The sequence below is a fragment of the Escherichia ruysiae genome (genome assembly GCF_031323975.1).
GTDB classification, from domain to species: Bacteria; Pseudomonadota; Gammaproteobacteria; order Enterobacterales; family Enterobacteriaceae; genus Escherichia; species Escherichia ruysiae.
The window spans coordinates 1,122,999-1,142,101 of sequence record NZ_JAVIWS010000001.1 but is presented as its reverse complement, the minus strand read 5'-3'; the positions used below and the strand labels follow the sequence as shown (position 1 = coordinate 1,142,101).

The window sequence follows — 19,103 nt, the reverse complement described above, 5'->3', positions numbered from 1 at the left end:
TGCGCCGTAAGAGCGCCAGAAAAAGAAGGTTTCCTGATAATGGAACAGCGTCGTTTGGCAAGTACTGAATGGGTGGATATTGTCAATGAAGAGAACGAAGTCATTGCACAAGCCAGCCGGGAACAAATGCGGGCACAGTGTCTGCGTCATCGTGCAACTTATATTGTCGTGCATGATGGCATGGGCAAAATTCTTGTGCAGCGTCGTACCGAGACAAAAGACTTTTTACCCGGCATGTTAGATGCGACCGCTGGTGGTGTGGTCCAGGCCGATGAGCAACTGCTGGAATCCGCACGTCGCGAAGCGGAAGAAGAGTTGGGCATTGCCGGTGTCCCCTTTGCCGAGCACGGGCAGTTCTATTTCGAAGATAAAAATTGCCGTGTCTGGGGCGCGCTGTTCAGTTGTGTCTCTCACGGTCCATTCGCCCTCCAGGAAGATGAAGTCAGTGAAGTTTGCTGGCTAACGCCGGAAGAAATCACCGCACGTTGCGATGAGTTCACTCCAGACTCGCTGAAAGCACTGGCGTTGTGGATGAAGCGCAATGCCAAAAATGAAGCCGTAGAGACTGAAACGGCAGAATAAAAAAGAGCCGCAATTGCGGCTCTTAACATTTTTAATGGTAGCCCATTAACTGAGCGCCTATCACCACCACGCTGGACATAATAAACAGCAGTCCAAGCAGTGTCGCACCCACTTTCACCCAGTTACGGAAGTCCACCCGGCAAACACCGAGCGTGGCCATTAACGACGCCGAGGTCGGGTAAATGATGTGACTGAAGCCATCGCCGAACTGGAATGCCAGCACGGTAACCTGGCGGTTAACACCGACCAGATCGCCAAGCGGTGCCAGTAATGGCATGGTTAGCGCAGCCTGACCAGAACCGGATGTCACGAAGAAATTAAATACCGCCTGGAAGAGCAACATAAACCAGGCCGCGACTGCGTTATCCAGACCGCTAATGGCATTGGCAATGCTGTTGAGGATAGTATTCAGCACGCTGGCCTCACCGGCTTCACCGTTACCCACCAGCAGCAAAATCCCTTTGGCGAAACCTACCAGCAGGGCAGGGGCGATCATCATTCGCGCGCCTTCGGTAAAGGATGAAGCCATGGTATTTACCGTCATGCCGTTAAGACGGAAGACAACGCCGATGATGCCAATCACCAGCCCCATAGTGAAGAACTGGCTGGCGATTTCTGGAATAAACCATGCATTAACGATCACGCCCCAAATTACCCAGACCATCACGGCGGTCAGGACAATCAATACCAGCCAGTCACCAAAGGTAAACGGACGTTGTTCAACATCAGCCTGCTTTTCACGAAAGAAGCGGTCGGACTCATGCACGCGTGACAGAAGAGGATTCTTTTTCACTCGTGAGGCATAAACCATGGTAAAGATCAGGCCAATCAGAGTCGCGATAACCCACACTACAATGCGCAGGCCGGAGCCGGAAAGCACCGGAACGCCAGCAATCCCCTGGGCGACAACCACGCAGAACGGGTTCATCCACGAGCTGGCAAAACCGATTTGCGTGGCGATATAGGTCACCAGGACGGTAGTAATACTGTCATAACCCAGTCGTACCATTAGCGGGGCAATGATGATGGCAAAGGCGACAGCCTCTTCTCCCATGCCGAACACCGCACCACCGAGCGAAAAGAGAATAAACAGCGCCGGAATAAAGAGAATTTCATTCCCTCGTGTATGGCGGATAAGCGCCAGGATGCCGTTATCAATGGTTCCTGTACGCATCACGATGCCAAATGCACCGCCAATCACCAGCATAAACATGATGATGCCAACGGCTGTCCCGTATTTCGATCCGGAGGTTAACCCTTCAAACGGGAAGTTCATCAGGCCTGGACGTTCATCTCCGGTCGTGAACAGTTGTACGCGATGATACTCAGGTTCGCCGGCCTCGTTGGTCAGAATGCGAAATGAGTGAGGGTCTACGACTTTGCGTGTTTTCGTCTGACCATCAACCTGGTACTGCACTTCCTGACTGTCAAACATCCCCACCGGAACAACCCATGTGGCGAGGCTGGTTAAAATAGCGACAAAAAAGATAATCACCAGCGTATCGGGCATTGCCCATCTTCTGGTTGGTTTGGATTCAGTTATTGCGGACATAGCGCAAATTTTCCCTTGCACAAGACAAAGTGGTAAGTATGCAAAGTGATATGGCGCAATTCATTGATGCAGCGCAGTTAAGCAAGATAATCAGAAAGGAGTAATGCAAATTAAGAGAATAAAAAACCGGAAATAGTGACTATTTCCGGTTCAGATATCCGCAGCGTAAGGCTGCGGATGATGACGAGATTACTGCTGCTGTGCAGACTGAATCGCAGTCAGCGCGATGGTATAGACGATGTCGTCAACCAGAGCGCCACGGGACAGGTCGTTAACTGGCTTGCGCATACCCTGCAGCATCGGCCCGATGGAGATCAGGTCGGCAGAACGCTGTACCGCTTTGTAGGTGGTGTTACCGGTGTTCAGATCCGGGAAGATGAACACGGTAGCGCGACCTGCAACCGGAGAGTTCGGTGCTTTAGATTTCGCAACGTCAGCCATTACCGCAGCGTCGTACTGCAGCGGACCGTCGATCATCAGGTCAGGACGTTTTTCCTGCGCCAGACGAGTTGCTTCGCGAACTTTTTCTACGTCGCTACCTGCACCAGAAGTACCGGTGGAGTAGGAGAGCATAGCAACACGCGGTTCGATACCGAAGGCAGCGGCGGAATCTGCGGACTGAATCGCAATTTCTGCCAGCTGTTCTGCGGTCGGATCCGGGTTGATCGCACAGTCACCGTAAACGTAAACCTGTTCCGGCAGCAGCATGAAGAACACGGAAGATACCAGAGAGCTGCCCGGTGCAGTTTTGATCAGCTGCAGTGGCGGACGGATGGTGTTTGCGGTGGTGTGGACAGCACCGGAAACCAGACCATCAACTTCATCCTGTTCCAGCATCAGCGTACCGAGAACCACGTTGTCTTCCAGCTGTTCGCGGGCAACGGTTTCGGTCATGCCTTTGTTCTTACGCAGCTCGACCAGACGAGCAACATAGCTTTCGCGAACCACTTCTGGATCAACGATTTCAATGCCTGCGCCCAGTTCTACGCCCTGAGACGCGGCAACGCGGTTGATCTCTGCCGGGTTACCCAGCAGTACGCAAGTTGCGATACCACGTTCAGCACAGATAGCGGCTGCTTTAACGGTACGCGGTTCGTCGCCTTCCGGCAGAACGATACGTTTGCCCGCTTTGCGCGCCAGTTCGGTCAGCTGATAACGGAACGCCGGCGGAGACAGACGACGGCTGCGCTCGGAAGTGGCAGTCAGAGAATCGATCCAGTCAGCGTTGATGTAGTTAGCAACATATTCCTGAACTTTCTCGATACGCTCGTGATCGTCAACCGGAACTTCCAGGTTGAAGCTCTGCAGGCTCAGAGAAGTCTGCCAGGTGTTGGTGTTCACCATAAATACCGGCAGGCCGGTAGCGAAAGCACGTTCGCACAGTTTAGAAATGCGCGCGTCCATTTCGTAGCCGCCAGTCAGCAGCAGGGCACCGATCTCTACGCCGTTCATTGCAGCCAGGCAAGCGGCAACCAGCACGTCAGGACGGTCTGCGGAAGTCACCAGCAGAGAACCAGCACGGAAGTGCTCCAGCATGTGCGGAATGCTGCGTGCGCAGAAAGTGACGGATTTAACGCGGCGAGTGTTGATGTCGCCTTCGTTGATGATGGTCGCATTCAGGTGACGCGCCATATCGATCGCACGGGTTGCGATCAGATCAAAGCTCCACGGCACAGCGCCGAGAACCGGCAGCGGGCTGGATTCTTGCAGCTTCGCCGGATCGACGTTGTTGACTTTAGCTTTGGAAGAGTCGTCGAAAATCTCGGACAGATCCGGGCGAGTACGACCCTGTTCATCAACCGGTGCATTCAGTTTGTTAACGATAACGCCGGTGATGTTGGTGTTTTTGGCACCGCCGAAGCTGTTGCGGGTCAGTTCGATACGCTCTTTCAGCTGTTCCGGGGTGTCAGTGCCCTGAGACATGACGAAGACGATTTCCGCGTTCAGCGTTTTAGCGATTTCGTAGTTCAGAGACTGGGCAAATTGGTGCTTACGTGTCGGGACCAGACCTTCAACCAGAACCACTTCAGCGTCTTTGGTGTTAGCGTGGTAGTTCGCGACGATCTCTTCCATCAGCACATCTTTTTTATTGCTGGAAAGCAGACCTTCAACGTAACTCATTTTCAGCGGTTCAGCGGCTGTCGTGGTGGAAGAATTCGCACGCACAATAGTCGTTGTCTGATCGGGCGCATCGCCACCGGTACGCGGCTGAGCGATAGGTTTGAAAACGCTCAGACGAACGCCTTTGCGTTCCATTGCACGGATCACGCCAAGACTGACGCTGGTCAGACCGACGCTGGTTCCGGTAGGGATCAGCATAATAATACGGGACACGGTTTATCCTCTTTCGTTACCGCCGGTTTGGCGGGTTACAAAACAGCACCGCCAGCAGGGCTGGCGGTGTGGAATTAGGCGGTCAGGCGGCAGGCGTCTTGCGCGATAACCAGCTCTTCGTTGGTTGGGATCACAACAGCAGGGCGGGTGCCTTCTTTGTTGATGAAACCAGATTTGCCGAAACGTGCAGCCAGGTTGCGTTCATGATCAACTTCAAAGCCTAGCACGCCCAGTTTGCCCAGAGACAGTTCACGAACCATCGCGGCATTTTCACCGATACCACCGGTGAATACAACAGCGTCCAGACGGCCATCCATCAGTGCAGTGTATGCACCGATGTATTTCGCCAGACGGTGGCAGTAAACGTCCATTGCGCGCTTCGCGTCTTCTTTAGTCGCGTAGTTGTCTTCAACATAGCGGCAGTCGCTGGTGACTTCAGTCAGACCCAGCAGGCCAGACTCTTTGGTCAGCATTTTGTTGATTGCGTCAACGCTCATGCCCAGGGTGTCGTGCAGGTGGAAGATGATAGCCGGGTCGATATCGCCAGAGCGAGTACCCATTACCAGACCTTCCAGCGGGGTCAGACCCATAGAGGTGTCAACGCATTTACCGTTGCGGATAGCAGAAACGGAACCACCGTTGCCCAGGTGGCAGGTGATGATGTTCAGCTCTTCTACCGGTTTGTTCAGCATTTTTGCCGCTTCCTGGGTTACATAGAAGTGGCTGGTGCCGTGCGCGCCGTAACGACGGATGCCGTGCTCTTTGTACAGGTTGTACGGCAGGGCGTAGAGGTAAGACTCTTCCGGCATAGTCTGGTGGAACGCAGTGTCAAATACAGCAACGTTTTTGTCTTTCAGCTGCGGGAAAGATTTCAGAGCTTCTTCGATACCGATCAGGTGAGCCGGGTTGTGCAGCGGTGCAAAAGAAGCCGCATCTTTGATACCCTGAATAACAGACTCATCGATCACTACGGAGCTGGTATACTTCTCGCCGCCGTGTACGATACGGTGACCGATAGCGGTTAGCTGCGCAGAAAGTTCTGGTTTTTGTGCCAGAATATTATTAACGATAAAGTTGAGCGCTTCGCTGTGAGCGGCGCCTGCACCTAAAGCCGCTTCTTGTTTATTGCCGTCCATTTTCCATTTGATGCGTGCTTCGGGCAGGTGGAAACATTCGGCTAAACCAGAAAGGTACTCTTCACCATTTACAGCATCGATGATTGCAAATTTCAGTGAAGAACTACCGCAGTTCAGAACCAGTACTAACTTACTCGACATGGAAGTACCTATAATTGATACGTGGCTAAAAAAACGTCAGGGAGCCATAGAGCGTAGCGCATGATGACACCGACATTTATGATTAACATCATGCACTGCAAATTTTTTTTGCATGATGGAATAAATATCTTGAGTCTATGCCATTTTGCGTAATTTTCAGCCAATGGCATAATGTATATGAATTTGACGACTCAATGAATATGTACTACTTAGGCCTTCAGGCTGCTAAAGGATACCTGATAGTGGGTATGGAAGACAAAATGTTTTGAACGTTGTCCCGCTGAGTTGTGAATTTGCACAAATTTTTGAATCTTTATATGTGAAGTTGAGGTGAAGCATGTCAACGCCGGATAATCGTTCTGTTAATTTTTTTAGCTTGTTTCGCCGGGGACAGCATTACTCAAAGACGTGGCCGCTGGAAAAACGCCTTGCCCCGGTCTTTGTTGAAAATCGCGTCATCAAGATGACGCGCTATGCGATTCGTTTTATGCCGCCGATTGCTGTGTTCACTCTCTGCTGGCAAATTGCACTAGGCGGTCAGCTTGGGCCGGCTGTTGCTACTGCACTGTTCGCCCTGAGTTTGCCGATGCAGGGGCTGTGGTGGCTGGGCAAACGTTCTATTACGCCATTACCGCCGGCGATCCTGAGTTGGTTTTATGAGGTTCGTGGTAAATTGCAGGAGGCCGGGCAAGCATTAGCACCCGTAGAAGGCAAGCCTGACTATCAGGCATTAGCTGACACGCTTAAGCGCGCCTTCAAACAACTGGATAAAACTTTCCTTGATGATTTGTAATTGACCCCTGATTACGCATATAAAAGAAGGCAGACATCGGCCTTCTTTTTTTTCACCGTAGTAAAGTGATACAGGAGTCAACAATGGAAATGACCAACGCGCAACGTCTTATTTTGTCTAACCAGTACAAGATGATGACTATGCTCGATCCGGCAAATGCTGAACGTTACCGTCGCCTGCAAACAATCATTGAGCGTGGTTATGGATTGCAGATGCGCGAACTGGATCGTGAGTTTGGCGAGCTGAAAGAAGAAACTTGCCGCACTATCATCGACATTATGGAGATGTATCACGCACTGCATGTTTCCTGGTCTAATTTACAGGATCAACAAGCTATCGATGAACGCCGTGTCACCTTCCTCGGCTTCGACGCCGCTACTGAAGCGCGTTATCTCGGTTATGTACGCTTTATGGTTAATGTTGAAGGGCGTTACACCCATTTTGATGCCGGGACTCATGGCTTTAATGCTCAGACGCCAATGTGGGAGAAATATCAACGCATGTTGAACGTCTGGCATTCTTGCCCGCGTCAGTATCATCTGAGCACTAACGAAATTAATCAAATCATTAATGCCTGAGGAGGCTAGCGTGCGGTGCAAAGGTTTTCTGTTTGATCTTGATGGTACGCTGGTGGACTCCCTGCCTGCGGTAGAGCGGGCGTGGAGCAACTGGGCGAGACGCCATGGATTAACGCCGGAAGAAGTGCTGGCTTTTATTCACGGTAAACAGGCAATAACGTCTCTGCGCCATTTTATGGTGGGGAAATCGGAGGCGGAAATTGCTGCAGAGTTTACGCGTCTGGAGCAAATCGAGGCTACGGAAACCGAAGGGATCTCCGCACTACCTGGGGCGATAGCTTTGCTCAATCATTTGAATAAAGCAGGTATTCCATGGGCAATTGTCACTTCTGGTTCTATGCCAGTTGCACGAGCCCGCCACAAAATAGCCGGACTTCCCGCACCGGAAGTATTTGTTACTGCGGAGCGGGTGAAACGTGGAAAACCAGAGCCTGATGCATATCTGTTAGGCGCGCAACTGCTGGGGCTTGCACCACACGAATGCGTGGTGGTGGAAGATGCTCCCGCAGGTGTGCTTTCAGGCCTGGCGGCGGGATGCCATGTTATTGCGGTTAATGCCCCGGCAGACACTCCACGTCTGAATGAGGTAGATTTGGTTCTCCATAGTCTGGAGCAAATTACTGTGACCAAACAGCCAAATGGCGATGTTATTATTTCGTGAAACACCTAATCATGATTTAGCCCCGTCTCGTCGGGGCTTTTTTGTGGCAGAATCAAGCCATCCCCCTCAATTAACAAGGATAAGTTGTGAACGGTGAATTGATCTGGGTTCTCTCATTACTGGCCGTTGCCATAGTCCTGTTCGCTACAGGCAGAGTGCGTATGGATGCGGTCGCTTTGTTTGTTATTGTCGCGTTTGCATTAAGCGGAACGCTGACGGTTCCCGAAGTTTTTTCCGGCTTTTCCGATCCCAACGTTGTGCTGATCGCCGCCCTGTTTATTATTGGTGATGGTTTAGTCCGTACCGGCGTTGCAACCGCGATGGGGACATGGCTGGTTAAAGTAGCAGGCAACAGTGAAATCAAAATGCTGGTTTTACTGATGTTAACTGTTGCGGGTCTTGGCGCATTTATGAGTTCAACTGGCGTCGTCGCTATCTTTATTCCCGTGGTGTTAAGCGTTGCCATGCGTATGCAAACGTCGCCGTCGCGCCTGATGATGCCGCTGAGTTTTGCCGGGTTGATTAGCGGCATGATGACGCTGGTGGCGACGCCGCCTAACCTGGTGGTGAACAGTGAACTGCTACGCGAAGGTTATCACGGGTTTAGTTTCTTTAGCGTAACGCCTATCGGCCTGGTCGTATTGGTACTCGGCATCTTATACATGCTGGTGATGCGTTTTATGCTGAAAGGGGATTCCCAGACCCCGCAGCGCGAAGGCTGGACGCGTCGCACCTTCCGCGATCTTATTCGTGAATACCGTCTTACCGGACGTGCGCGCCGTCTGGCTATTCGCCCCGGTTCGCCGATGATTGGGCAACGACTGGACGACCTTAAATTGCGTGAACGCTATGGCGCAAATGTCATTGGTGTTGAACGCTGGCGTCGTTTTCGTCGTGTTATTGTGAATGTGAACGGGGTTTCTGAATTTCGTGCGCGTGACGTTTTGCTAATCGATATGTCAGCGGCTGATGTCGATCTCCGGCAATTTTGCAGTGAGCAATTGCTGGAGCCGATGGTTTTGCGCGGTGAGTATTTTTCCGATCAGGCTCTTGATGTCGGCATGGCGGAGATTTCATTAATTCCTGAGTCAGAGCTTATTGGTAAATCGGTGCGCGAAATTGGCTTTCGTACTCGCTACGGGCTGAATGTCGTGGGGCTGAAACGCAATGGCGTGGCGCTGGAAGGTTCGCTGGCGGATGAGCCTCTGCTGCTGGGCGATATCATTCTGGTGGTCGGTAACTGGAAACTGATCGGTATGCTGGCAAAACAGGGGCGCGATTTTGTGGCGCTGAATTTACCGGAAGAAGTGAGTGAGGCATCGCCCGCACACAGCCAGGCACCCCATGCCATTTTTTGTCTGGTGTTGATGGTGGCCTTAATGCTAACCGATGAAATTCCTAACCCTGTTGCCGCTATCATTGCCTGCCTGCTAATGGGGAAATTCCGCTGTATCGATGCCGAAAGCGCCTATAAATCCATTCACTGGCCGAGCATTATTTTGATCGTTGGGATGATGCCGTTTGCTGTAGCATTACAGAAAACCGGAGGTGTTGCGCTGGCGGTAAAAGGACTGATGGACATCGGCGGCGGTTACGGACCGCATATGATGCTGGTCTGTTTGTTTGTCTTGTCGGCGGTTATTGGGTTATTTATCTCTAATACCGCGACGGCGGTGTTGATGGCGCCGATTGCGCTGGCTGCCGCAAAAACAATGGGCGTATCACCTTATCCGTTCGCAATGGTCGTGGCGATGGCTGCATCCGCCGCTTTTATGACGCCAGTTTCTTCGCCCGTTAACACACTGGTTTTAGGTCCGGGGAATTACAGCTTCAGTGACTTTGTGAAGCTGGGTGTACCGTTCACCATTATCGTGATGGCGGTTTGTGTGGTGATGATCCCGATGCTGTTTCCATTTTGACAAGAGCCTGATGTCGCATCCGTCGCTTATTGCCTGATGCGACGCTGGCGCGTCTTATCAGGCTGTGTCGGCTGGTATCTGGCTGCTTACAGCGGTGAATCCTGGCTAATCTCATCGAGCGAAAGATGGAAGCTGGGAACAAATACTTCCATGAAGTAGTCCATCTCCTGGCTGCGGCGCGCTTCAAGCGTCGCTTCCAGCCGCGTTTTTGCCAGCAAAAATTCATTATTTCCGGCTGCGAGTTCTTCAAGGCATTTCAGATACGCACACAGCGCATCCGCCTGTTTAACCAGTGACTTTTCTTCATCGCTATACGCATTCTCATCGATTAAAGGCGCAAAGATATCCCGCAACTCCTCAGGAACCATATCGACAAGTTTTTGCTGAGCGATTTTCTCAATGGCTTTATATTCCTGGGCGATTTGCGAGTTGAAGTATTTCACCGGAGTAGGAAGATCGCCAGTGAGCACTTCAGAGGCATCGTGGTACATCGCCAGCAGTGCGATGCGTTCTGCATTCACCTGTCCGCCAAATTTGCGATTCTTGATGGCTGCCAGCGCATGGGCGACCATCGCTACCTGCAAACTGTGTTCGGACACATTTTCCGTCCGCACGTTGCGCATTAGCGGCCAGCGGTTAATGAGTTTCAGGCGGGAGAGGTGGGCAAAAAAATGGCTCTGTTTCATAGTGACCTTACGAGTGATGACATCCTGAGGCCATTGTGGAGGGATAACACTGCCGGATGCAATCTCCGGCAGTGAATTTAAGATTACAACTGATGATAACCGGAAAGGAAACGAGCGAACTTGCTCAAGGACAGTTCGATATCATCAACACGCGGAAGCGTAACAATGCGGAAGTGATCCGGCCACGGCCAGTTAAATGCAGTTCCTTGTACCAGCAGAACTTTTTCCTGTAACAGGAAATCCAGTACCATCTTCTGATCGTCGTGAATATTAAAGCGTTTGGCGTCGATTTTCGGGAACATGTACAGTGCGCCGCGCGGCTTCACACAGGAAACGCCTGGAATGTCGTTAATCAATTCCCAGGCGCGATTACGCTGCTCGTAAAGACGTCCACCCGGCATGATAAACTCGCTGATACTCTGATAGCCGCCGAGTGCGGTTTGTATTGCGTGTTGCGCGGGAACGTTGGCGCACAGTCGCATTGAGGCCAGCATTTCCAGACCTTCGATGTAGCCTTTGGCGTGTTTTTTCGGCCCGTTCAGCACCATCCAGCCCTGACGGAAGCCAGCGACGCGATACGTTTTCGACAGCCCGTTAAAGGTAATGGTCAGCAGGTCAGGAGCTAACGGCGCAATCGAGTGATGCTCTGCGTCGTCATAGAGGATTTTGTCGTAAATTTCATCGGCGAAGATAATGAGATTATGTTGACGCGCAATCTCCACAATCTCCATCAAAAGCTCTTTGGAATATACTGCGCCGGTTGGGTTGTTCGGGTTGATAATAACAATGCCGCGCGTGCGTGGCGTAATTTTGGCGCGAATGTCATCGAGATCCGGGAACCAGTCAGAGGATTCATCGCAAAGATAGTGCACTGCTTTACCGCCGGAGAGCGAAACTGCCGCTGTCCATAGAGGGTAATCAGGCGCAGGAACCAACATTTCGTCCCCACTGTTCAGCAATGCCTGCATTGCCTGAACGATAAGCTCTGATACACCATTGCCAATGTAAATATCTTCCACGGTAACATCACGCATACCACGAGCCTGGTAGTGCTGCATGATGGCTTTACGCGCGGAATAAAGGCCTTTGGAATCGCAATAGCCCTGAGCTGTCGGGAGGTTGCGTATCACGTCAACCAGGATCTCATCGGGTGCGTCAAAACCGAACGGCGCTGGATTGCCGATGTTCAGTTTCAGTACTTTGTTACCTTCTTCTTCCAGGCGTTTTGCTTCTTTCAGCACCGGACCACGGATGTCGTAACAGACATTCTCTAATTTGCTGGATTTTTCAATGGGGGACATGAATCTTGACCTTTTTGCTGTTATCGCCACTCCCTGCCGTGGAAGTCAGCTTAGAACAATGTACTCTCCCAGGGCGGCGTTTTGAAGTTCTGCAGAACAAGATTTTGCTAGCAGAGAAAGAGGAATTGTGCTGTTAATAACTTAATTATCGCAAAATAATAAGATGCATATACTTAATAAGCGATGTTTTGTAGTGATTTATTCTGAATATTAATTCGCTGTATGGTTTTTTTGTCTGGCAGATAAATGCGTAAAATTTCTTCGGCTTAAGAAATCACGAACATAAAGTGTTGATGATATTTTCGTTATAAGTGAAAAATTAACGAGTAGTGATTGCCGATGTGTCGTATAGGTGATGACGGGGGTAATTATTGTTAAGAGGAATTAATGAATGCGGGTGATGCTAATTAATTATTATTTAATATTCAAAAAGGTTTTGTTGTGCATATTAATAATAGAAGATTACTTTGCCTAACATAACATAACTTTGCATCAGATAATTCGCAATGACCCTTATAAATAAAAGGGTTTTAGGGTAAAATGCCTGCTTTAATGACGGAACACCTGCTTTTGATGCGGTCTCATCCTTGCTGTTTGTACGCGTATACGTATTAGCCGCGCTGCTGCGAGGAAGAGGAGCAGGGAGCAACATTTACATTTACACAAACTCGCGCATGTCATAAATAGAAAAGAGTGAGTAACTTAATAGATATGCGATCCCTGAAGATATATTCTGTGATCTACTTCAGGCATTATAACGGAACAATGTGAGCCACATTTTTAGTGCAACTCATATGCATTTTTACTTTCATCCGGGTTCCGGATGAAACTGCCAGGGAGGCACATTACAAATGGAATTGCTTGTTTGTGTGTGCACAGCATTAACCAGCTCAGTATGAGCCGCCAGTAAGTGATAATATATGATAAGTGCAAATCGTCCGATAATTAACCTCGACCTCGATCTGCTGAGAACATTTGTTGCTGTTGCCGATCTGAACACTTTTGCTGCTGCAGCTGCCGCTGTGTGTCGTACTCAGTCCGCTGTTAGCCAGCAAATGCAACGTCTGGAACAACTCGTTGGGAAAGAACTGTTCGCTCGGCATGGTCGCAACAAACTGTTAACTGAACATGGCATTCAGCTTCTTGGTTACGCCAGGAAAATCCTGCGTTTTAATGATGAGGCTTGCTCATCATTGATGTTCAGTAATCTTCAGGGCGTGTTAACTATCGGTGCTTCAGATGAATCTGCTGATACGATCTTACCTTTCCTGCTTAATCGCGTAAGTTCGGTTTATCCGAAACTTGCGCTGGATGTCCGCGTTAAGCGCAATGCCTATATGGCAGAAATGCTGAAGTCCCAGGAAGTGGATTTAATGGTTACCACTCATCGTCCTGATACCTTTAAGGCGTTGAACCTGCGTACTTCTCCTACGCACTGGTATTGCGCTGCGGAATATGTGTTGCAAAAAGGCGAGCCGATCCCACTTGTGCTCCTGGATGATCCTAGTCCGTTCCGTGACATGGTTCTGGCAACGCTCAATAAAGCGGATATTCCATGGCGCCTGGCGTATGTTGCCTCCACATTACCGGCGGTTCGTGCTGCAGTAAAAGCGGGTCTTGGCGTGACGGCAAGACCGGTTGAGATGATGAGTCCGGATCTGCGCGTTTTGAGCGCGGTAGACGGTTTACCTCTACTACCAGATACCGAATATTTGCTGTGCTATGATCCATCCAGCAATAATGAGTTGGCGCAGGTGATATACCAGGCGATGGAGAGTTATCACAACCCATGGCAATACAGCCCGCTGACTACCCAGGAGGGGGACGATTCCCTGTTGATAGAAGGGGATTACGAATAATCGTCCGGCAATAACAATTTCTGATGACAAGTTTGTAAAAATAAGCCACTGGTGACGAATAAAACGTCAGTGGCTTTTTTTACAATAAATCCTTAAGAATTTTCCTCACGACGAACAAAATCGTTCATTTTTCAATCATCAGCCATTCTCCTCGCTGACGAACAAAAAATCGCCTGAAAAAAATCTCCTGCTACAATGATGTTAAAAAATGCGTAAAATTTTTGCTGTATTTTTGTTATGGATTAACAAAAGCGTGTCACAGATCAAGAAAATACTCTCTTTTGGGGGGAGGAATCGACACAAATTCCTGTCAAAATAGACCCGTATTTTTTCCATTGCTTCACAACGGACACGATTCAACAACATCTAATTTTCCTGGAGTTGTCAACAATCTGGGGCTAAAGGGCATTAAATGCAAAAGTTGTTGATATCATGTAAATTAATGTGAAGAAACCTTTGTTAAAGTTGACAAAAGGTTATAGAAAGGAGTAAAAGACCACATCAATTAGCTGTATAAAATAGTTTCTACAGTGATTGTAAGGTTTTTTTTATTCCTCCCCATGAATCGATGTGGCGTCCATCTGCCGTGAAGAGCAGTGAATCTGGCGCTACTTTTGATGAGTAAGCAATGAGTATGTCAACATCCACTGAAGTCATCGCTCATCACTGGGCATTCGCTATCTTTCTTATCGTTGCCATTGGCCTGTGTTGCCTGATGCTGGTAGGCGGTTGGTTTTTAGGCGGTCGCGCACGCGCGAGGTCGAAAAACGTGCCGTTTGAATCAGGTATCGACTCGGTCGGCTCCGCCCGCTTACGCCTGTCTGCCAAGTTTTATCTGGTGGCCATGTTCTTCGTTATCTTCGACGTTGAGGCGCTGTATCTGTTCGCATGGTCAACCTCCATTCGCGAGAGCGGCTGGATTGGCTTTGTAGAAGCGGCAATTTTTATTTTTGTGTTACTGGCTGGTCTGGTTTATCTGGTGCGTATTGGCGCGCTGGACTGGACGCCCGCGCGTTCTCGCCGCGAGCGTATGAACCCGGAAACGAACAGTATCGCTAATCGTCAACGCTAACCGCGAGGCATTAAGATGGATTATACGCTCACCCGCATAGATCCCAACGGTGAGAACGACCGTTACCCCCTGCAAAAGCAGGAGATCGTAACCGACCCTCTGGAGCAAGAAGTTAACAAAAACGTGTTTATGGGCAAGCTCAATGACATGGTTAACTGGGGTCGTAAAAACTCAATTTGGCCGTATAACTTCGGTCTTTCCTGCTGTTACGTTGAGATGGTGACCTCGTTTACTGCGGTGCATGACGTGGCGCGTTTTGGCGCAGAAGTATTACGTGCTTCGCCGCGTCAGGCTGACCTGATGGTGGTGGCAGGAACCTGCTTTACCAAGATGGCACCGGTTATTCAGCGTCTGTATGACCAGATGCTGGAGCCGAAATGGGTTATCTCTATGGGAGCCTGTGCCAACTCCGGTGGTATGTACGACATTTATTCCGTTGTACAGGGCGTTGATAAATTCATTCCGGTTGATGTGTATATCCCGGGGTGTCCGCCGCGTCCGGAAGCGTATATGCAGGCACTGATGTTGTTGCAGGAATCTATTGGTAAAGAACGTCGCCCGCTCTCCTGGGTCGTTGGCGATCAGGGCGTTTATCGCGCCAATATGCAATCAGAGCGCGAACGCAAGCGCGGTGAACGCATTGCCGTTACCAACCTGCGCACCCCTGACGAGATTTAATTTGCGCCTGTCGGCAAAGGCATTTTTCTTCGCTTATTCCTAAATCTATTGCGCGAAGCCACGCCGACAGTCACCACGGACCATATGCAATGGTGAACAATATGACCGACTTAACCGCGCAAGAACCCGCCTGGCAGACCCGCGATCATCTTGATGATCCGGTGATAGGCGAACTGCGCAACCGTTTTGGGCCGGATGCCTTTACTGTTCAGGCGACTCGCACCGGGGTTCCCGTTGTGTGGATCAAGCGTGAACAATTACTGGAAGTTGGCGATTTCTTAAAGAAACTGCCGAAACCTTACGTCATGCTGTTTGATTTACACGGCATGGACGAACGTCTACGCACCCACCGCGAAGGGCTACCTGCTGCGGATTTTTCTGTTTTCTACCATCTGATTTCCATCGATCGTAACCGCGACATCATGCTGAAGGTGGCGCTGGCTGAAAACGACCTGCACGTACCGACCTTTACCAAATTGTTCCCGAACGCCAACTGGTATGAGCGTGAAACCTGGGATCTGTTTGGCATTACTTTCGATGGTCACCCGAACCTGCGCCGCATCATGATGCCGCAAACCTGGAAAGGTCACCCGCTGCGTAAAGATTACCCGGCGCGCGCTACCGAATTCTCGCCGTTTGAGCTGACCAAAGCCAAACAGGATCTGGAGATGGAAGCCCTGACCTTCAAACCGGAAGAGTGGGGGATGAAGCGCGGCACCGAAAACGAAGACTTCATGTTCCTCAACCTCGGCCCGAACCACCCGTCGGCGCACGGGGCTTTCCGTATCGTTTTGCAACTCGACGGCGAAGAGATTGTCGACTGCGTACCAGACATCGGCTACCACCACCGTGGCGCTGAGAAAATGGGCGAACGCCAGTCCTGGCACAGCTATATTCCTTACACCGACCGTATCGAATATCTCGGCGGCTGCGTTAACGAAATGCCTTACGTACTGGCGGTAGAGAAACTGGCCGGAATTACCGTGCCGGATCGCGTTAACGTGATTCGCGTAATGCTCTCCGAACTGTTCCGTATCAACAGCCACCTGCTGTACATTTCCACCTTTATTCAGGACGTCGGCGCGATGACGCCCGTGTTCTTCGCCTTTACCGATCGGCAGAAAATCTACGATCTGGTAGAAGCGATAACCGGTTTCCGTATGCACCCGGCGTGGTTCCGCATTGGCGGCGTAGCGCACGACTTGCCGCGTGGCTGGGATCGTCTGCTGCGTGAATTCCTCGACTGGATGCCGAAACGTCTGGCGTCTTACGAGAAAGCGGCGCTGCAAAACACCATTCTGAAAGGTCGTTCCCAGGGCGTTGCCGCCTATGGCGCGAAAGAGGCGCTGGAGTGGGGCACCACCGGCGCGGGCCTGCGCGCCACCGGGATCGACTTCGACGTGCGTAAGGCGCGTCCTTATTCTGGCTATGAAAACTTCGACTTTGAAATCCCGGTGGGTGGTGGTGTTTCTGACTGCTACACCCGCGTAATGCTGAAAGTGGAAGAGCTGCGTCAGAGTCTGCGCATTCTTGAGCAGTGCCTCAACAACATGCCGGAAGGCCCGTTCAAAGCGGATCACCCGCTGACTACGCCGCCGCCGAAAGAGCGCACGCTGCAACATATCGAAACCCTGATCACCCACTTCCTGCAAGTGTCATGGGGGCCTGTGATGCCTGCCAATGAATCCTTCCAGATGATTGAGGCGACTAAAGGGATCAACAGTTACTACTTGACCAGCGACGGCAGCACCATGAGTTATCGCACCCGTATCCGCACGCCGAGTTATGCGCATTTGCAGCAAATTCCGGCGGCGATCCGTGGCAGCCTTGTGTCTGACCTGATTGTTTATCTGGGCAGTATCGATTTTGTTATGTCAGATGTGGACCGCTAATTATGCACGAGAATCAACAACCACAAACTGAGGCTTTTGAGCTGAGTGCGGCAGAGCGTGAAGCGATTGAGCACGAGATGCACCACTACGAAGACCCGCGTGCGGCGTCCATTGAAGCCCTGAAGATCGTTCAGAAACAGCGTGGCTGGGTGCCGGACGGTGCGATCCACGCGATCGCTGACGTTCTGGGTATTCCGGCGAGCGATGTCGAAGGCGTGGCAACATTCTACAGCCAGATCTTCCGCCAGCCGGTTGGTCGCCATGTGATCCGTTATTGCGACAGCGTGGTCTGTCACATCAACGGTTACCAGGGCATTCAGGCGGCGCTGGAGAAAAAACTGAACATCAAACCAGGGCAAACGACGTTTGACGGCCGCTTTACGCTGCTGCCAACCTGCTGCCTGGGGAACTGTGATAAAGGGCCAAACATGATGATCGATGAGGATACTCACGCGCATCTGACCCCGGAAGCGATCCCTGAACTGCTGGAGCGGTATAAATGAAAAACATTATCCGTACTCCCGAAACGCATCCGCTGACCTGGCGTCTGCGTGATGATAAACAGCCAGTGTGGCTGGATGAATACCGCAGCAAAAACGGTTACGAAGGGGCGCGTAAGGCGCTGACCGGACTTTCTCCGGACGAAATCGTTACTCAGGTAAAAGACTCCGGCCTGAAAGGGCGCGGCGGTGCAGGCTTTTCTACAGGCCTGAAGTGGAGCCTGATGCCGAAAGACGAATCCATGAACATCCGTTACCTGCTGTGTAACGCCGATGAAATGGAGCCGGGCACCTATAAAGACCGCCTGCTGATGGAACAACTGCCGCACCTGCTGGTGGAAGGTATGCTCATCTCCGCGTTTGCGCTGAAAGCTTACCGTGGCTACATCTTCCTGCGTGGCGAATATATTGAAGCAGCAGTGAATCTGCGCCGTGCCATTGCTGAAGCGACCGAAGCAGGTCTGCTTGGCAAAAACATTATGGGAACAGGTTTTGATTTTGAACTGTTTGTCCATACCGGGGCAGGGCGCTACATCTGCGGTGAAGAAACAGCGTTAATCAACTCCCTGGAAGGGCGTCGCGCTAACCCGCGTTCAAAACCGCCATTCCCGGCAACCTCCGGCGCATGGGGTAAACCGACCTGCGTCAACAACGTCGAAACCCTGTGTAACGTTCCGGCAATCCTTGCTAACGGCGTGGAGTGGTATCAGAACATCTCGAAAAGTAAAGATGCTGGCACCAAGCTGATGGGTTTCTCCGGTCGGGTGAAAAATCCGGGTCTGTGGGAACTGCCGTTCGGCACTACCGCACGCGAGATCCTCGAAGATTACGCCGGTGGTATGCGTGACGGCTTGAAATTCAAAGCCTGGCAGCCAGGCGGCGCGGGCACCGACTTCCTGACCGAAGCGCACCTTGACCTGCCGATGGAATTCGAAAGCATCGGTAAAGCGGGCAGCCGTCTGGGTACGGCGCTGGCGATGGCGGTTGACCATGAGATTAACATGGTGTCGCTGGTGCGTAACCTGGAAGAGTTTTTCGCCCGTGAATCTTGCGGCTGGTGTACACCGTGCCGTGACGGTCTACCGTGGAGCGTGAAAATTCTGCGTGCGCTGGAGCGGGGCGAAGGTCAGCCGGGAGATATCGAAACACTTGAGCAACTGTGTCGATTCTTAGGCCCGGGTAAAACCTTCTGTGCCCACGCACCTGGTGCGGTGGAGCCGTTACAGAGCGCCATCAAATATTTCCGCGAAGAATTTGAAGCGGGAATCAAACAGCCGTTCAGCAATACCCATTTGATTAATGGGATTCAGCCGAACCTGCTGAAAGAGCGCTGGTAAGGACCTTTTACCCCTCACCCTAACCCTCTCCCCGGAGGGGAGAGGGGATGATCCTGAGCCGCTTTTCTCCCTCGCCCCTTAG

The 19,103-nt window shown here is 51.1% G+C and carries 16 protein-coding genes; 11 read left to right on the top strand and 5 right to left on the bottom strand.

Going from position 1 to position 19,103, the window contains the following annotated elements:
- Positions 1 to 39: 39 nt before the first annotated feature.
- Positions 40 to 582 carry an NUDIX hydrolase YfcD gene (yfcD, locus tag RGV86_RS05760; protein ID WP_000437935.1) on the top strand — a complete coding sequence of 181 codons (543 nt, stop codon included), beginning with the start codon at positions 40 to 42 and terminating at the stop codon, positions 580 to 582.
- A gap of 31 nt (positions 583 to 613) precedes the next feature.
- Here the strand turns inward: yfcD and yfcC are convergent, their stop codons facing one another.
- The 3 genes from yfcC to ackA form a co-directional block, all read right to left on the bottom strand.
- A complete protein-coding gene (yfcC, locus tag RGV86_RS05755; RefSeq protein ID WP_001274494.1) occupies positions 614 to 2,134 on the bottom strand; it encodes a putative basic amino acid antiporter YfcC in 1,521 nt (506 codons plus the stop codon).
- A gap of 189 nt (positions 2,135 to 2,323) precedes the next feature.
- On the bottom strand, positions 2,324 to 4,468 hold the full coding sequence (gene pta / locus RGV86_RS05750; protein ID WP_016158687.1) for a phosphate acetyltransferase: 2,145 nt from the start codon (positions 4,466 to 4,468) through the stop codon (positions 2,324 to 2,326).
- Positions 4,469 to 4,542: 74 nt separating this feature from the next.
- Positions 4,543 to 5,745, bottom strand: a complete 1,203-nt coding sequence (gene ackA, locus RGV86_RS05745) for an acetate kinase (protein WP_000095696.1) — start codon at positions 5,743 to 5,745, stop codon at positions 4,543 to 4,545.
- Positions 5,746 to 6,082: 337 nt separating this feature from the next.
- On the opposite strand from ackA, the gene yfbV reads away from it, so the two are divergent.
- From yfbV to RGV86_RS05725, 4 genes are all read left to right on the top strand, one after another.
- Positions 6,083 to 6,538, top strand: coding sequence for a terminus macrodomain insulation protein YfbV (gene yfbV, locus RGV86_RS05740; protein WP_000106624.1), 456 nt, complete (start codon positions 6,083 to 6,085; stop codon positions 6,536 to 6,538).
- A gap of 83 nt (positions 6,539 to 6,621) precedes the next feature.
- Complete coding sequence (locus tag RGV86_RS05735) at positions 6,622 to 7,116, top strand: YfbU family protein (RefSeq protein WP_000426118.1); 495 nt, start codon at positions 6,622 to 6,624, stop codon at positions 7,114 to 7,116.
- Between the two features lie 10 nt (positions 7,117 to 7,126).
- Positions 7,127 to 7,777, top strand: a complete 651-nt coding sequence (gene hxpA, locus RGV86_RS05730) for a hexitol phosphatase HxpA (RefSeq protein ID WP_001203421.1) — start codon at positions 7,127 to 7,129, stop codon at positions 7,775 to 7,777.
- 86 nt (positions 7,778 to 7,863) lie between these two features.
- Positions 7,864 to 9,696, top strand: a complete 1,833-nt coding sequence (locus RGV86_RS05725; RefSeq protein ID WP_001012872.1) for an SLC13 family permease — start codon at positions 7,864 to 7,866, stop codon at positions 9,694 to 9,696.
- Between the two features lie 86 nt (positions 9,697 to 9,782).
- On the opposite strand, the gene yfbR is transcribed toward RGV86_RS05725, so the two are convergent.
- Both yfbR and alaA read right to left on the bottom strand, forming a co-directional pair.
- Positions 9,783 to 10,382 carry a 5'-deoxynucleotidase gene (gene yfbR / locus RGV86_RS05720; protein ID WP_000813872.1) on the bottom strand — a complete coding sequence of 200 codons (600 nt, stop codon included), beginning with the start codon at positions 10,380 to 10,382 and terminating at the stop codon, positions 9,783 to 9,785.
- An 83-nt stretch (positions 10,383 to 10,465) separates the two neighbouring features.
- On the bottom strand, positions 10,466 to 11,683 hold the full coding sequence (gene alaA, locus RGV86_RS05715) for an alanine transaminase AlaA (RefSeq protein WP_000074519.1): 1,218 nt from the start codon (positions 11,681 to 11,683) through the stop codon (positions 10,466 to 10,468).
- Between the two features lie 920 nt (positions 11,684 to 12,603).
- Between alaA and lrhA the strand changes: the two genes are divergently transcribed.
- The 6 genes from lrhA (at position 12,604) to nuoF (ending at position 19,021) form a co-directional block, all read left to right on the top strand.
- Positions 12,604 to 13,542, top strand: coding sequence for a transcriptional regulator LrhA (gene lrhA / locus RGV86_RS05710; protein ID WP_085460971.1), 939 nt, complete (start codon positions 12,604 to 12,606; stop codon positions 13,540 to 13,542).
- Positions 13,543 to 14,170: 628 nt separating this feature from the next.
- The gene (gene nuoA / locus RGV86_RS05705; RefSeq protein ID WP_000062994.1) at positions 14,171 to 14,614 is read left to right on the top strand and encodes an NADH-quinone oxidoreductase subunit NuoA; all 444 of its coding nucleotides are present in this window, start codon (positions 14,171 to 14,173) and stop codon (positions 14,612 to 14,614) included.
- A gap of 15 nt (positions 14,615 to 14,629) precedes the next feature.
- Complete coding sequence (gene nuoB / locus RGV86_RS05700) at positions 14,630 to 15,292, top strand: NADH-quinone oxidoreductase subunit NuoB (RefSeq protein ID WP_000386733.1); 663 nt, start codon at positions 14,630 to 14,632, stop codon at positions 15,290 to 15,292.
- A gap of 89 nt (positions 15,293 to 15,381) precedes the next feature.
- A complete protein-coding gene (nuoC, locus tag RGV86_RS05695) occupies positions 15,382 to 17,184 on the top strand; it encodes an NADH-quinone oxidoreductase subunit C/D (RefSeq protein ID WP_000247878.1) in 1,803 nt (600 codons plus the stop codon).
- Positions 17,185 to 17,186: 2 nt separating this feature from the next.
- Positions 17,187 to 17,687, top strand: a complete 501-nt coding sequence (gene nuoE, locus RGV86_RS05690; RefSeq protein WP_000545042.1) for an NADH-quinone oxidoreductase subunit NuoE — start codon at positions 17,187 to 17,189, stop codon at positions 17,685 to 17,687.
- The gene (nuoF, locus tag RGV86_RS05685; RefSeq protein WP_000789511.1) at positions 17,684 to 19,021 is read left to right on the top strand and encodes an NADH-quinone oxidoreductase subunit NuoF; all 1,338 of its coding nucleotides are present in this window, start codon (positions 17,684 to 17,686) and stop codon (positions 19,019 to 19,021) included. Before nuoE ends, nuoF begins: the two co-directional genes overlap by 4 nt.
- Positions 19,022 to 19,103: the final 82 nt, after the last annotated feature.

Bases quoted from the DNA above. Each gene is read 5' to 3' on its own strand.
- yfbR (WP_000813872.1), bottom strand. From the start codon at position 10,382: ATGAAACAGAGCCATTTTTTTGCCCACCTCTCCCGCCTGAAACTCATT.
- RGV86_RS05735 (WP_000426118.1), top strand. From the start codon at position 6,622: ATGGAAATGACCAACGCGCAACGTCTTATTTTGTCTAACCAGTACAAG.
- nuoC (WP_000247878.1), top strand. From the start codon at position 15,382: ATGGTGAACAATATGACCGACTTAACCGCGCAAGAACCCGCCTGGCAG.
- lrhA (WP_085460971.1), top strand. From the start codon at position 12,604: ATGATAAGTGCAAATCGTCCGATAATTAACCTCGACCTCGATCTGCTG.
- yfcC (WP_001274494.1), bottom strand. From the start codon at position 2,134: ATGTCCGCAATAACTGAATCCAAACCAACCAGAAGATGGGCAATGCCC.
- ackA (WP_000095696.1), bottom strand. From the start codon at position 5,745: ATGTCGAGTAAGTTAGTACTGGTTCTGAACTGCGGTAGTTCTTCACTG.
- nuoF (WP_000789511.1), top strand. From the start codon at position 17,684: ATGAAAAACATTATCCGTACTCCCGAAACGCATCCGCTGACCTGGCGT.
- nuoA (WP_000062994.1), top strand. From the start codon at position 14,171: ATGAGTATGTCAACATCCACTGAAGTCATCGCTCATCACTGGGCATTC.
- nuoB (WP_000386733.1), top strand. From the start codon at position 14,630: ATGGATTATACGCTCACCCGCATAGATCCCAACGGTGAGAACGACCGT.
- yfcD (WP_000437935.1), top strand. From the start codon at position 40: ATGGAACAGCGTCGTTTGGCAAGTACTGAATGGGTGGATATTGTCAAT.
- nuoE (WP_000545042.1), top strand. From the start codon at position 17,187: ATGCACGAGAATCAACAACCACAAACTGAGGCTTTTGAGCTGAGTGCG.
- alaA (WP_000074519.1), bottom strand. From the start codon at position 11,683: ATGTCCCCCATTGAAAAATCCAGCAAATTAGAGAATGTCTGTTACGAC.
- yfbV (WP_000106624.1), top strand. From the start codon at position 6,083: ATGTCAACGCCGGATAATCGTTCTGTTAATTTTTTTAGCTTGTTTCGC.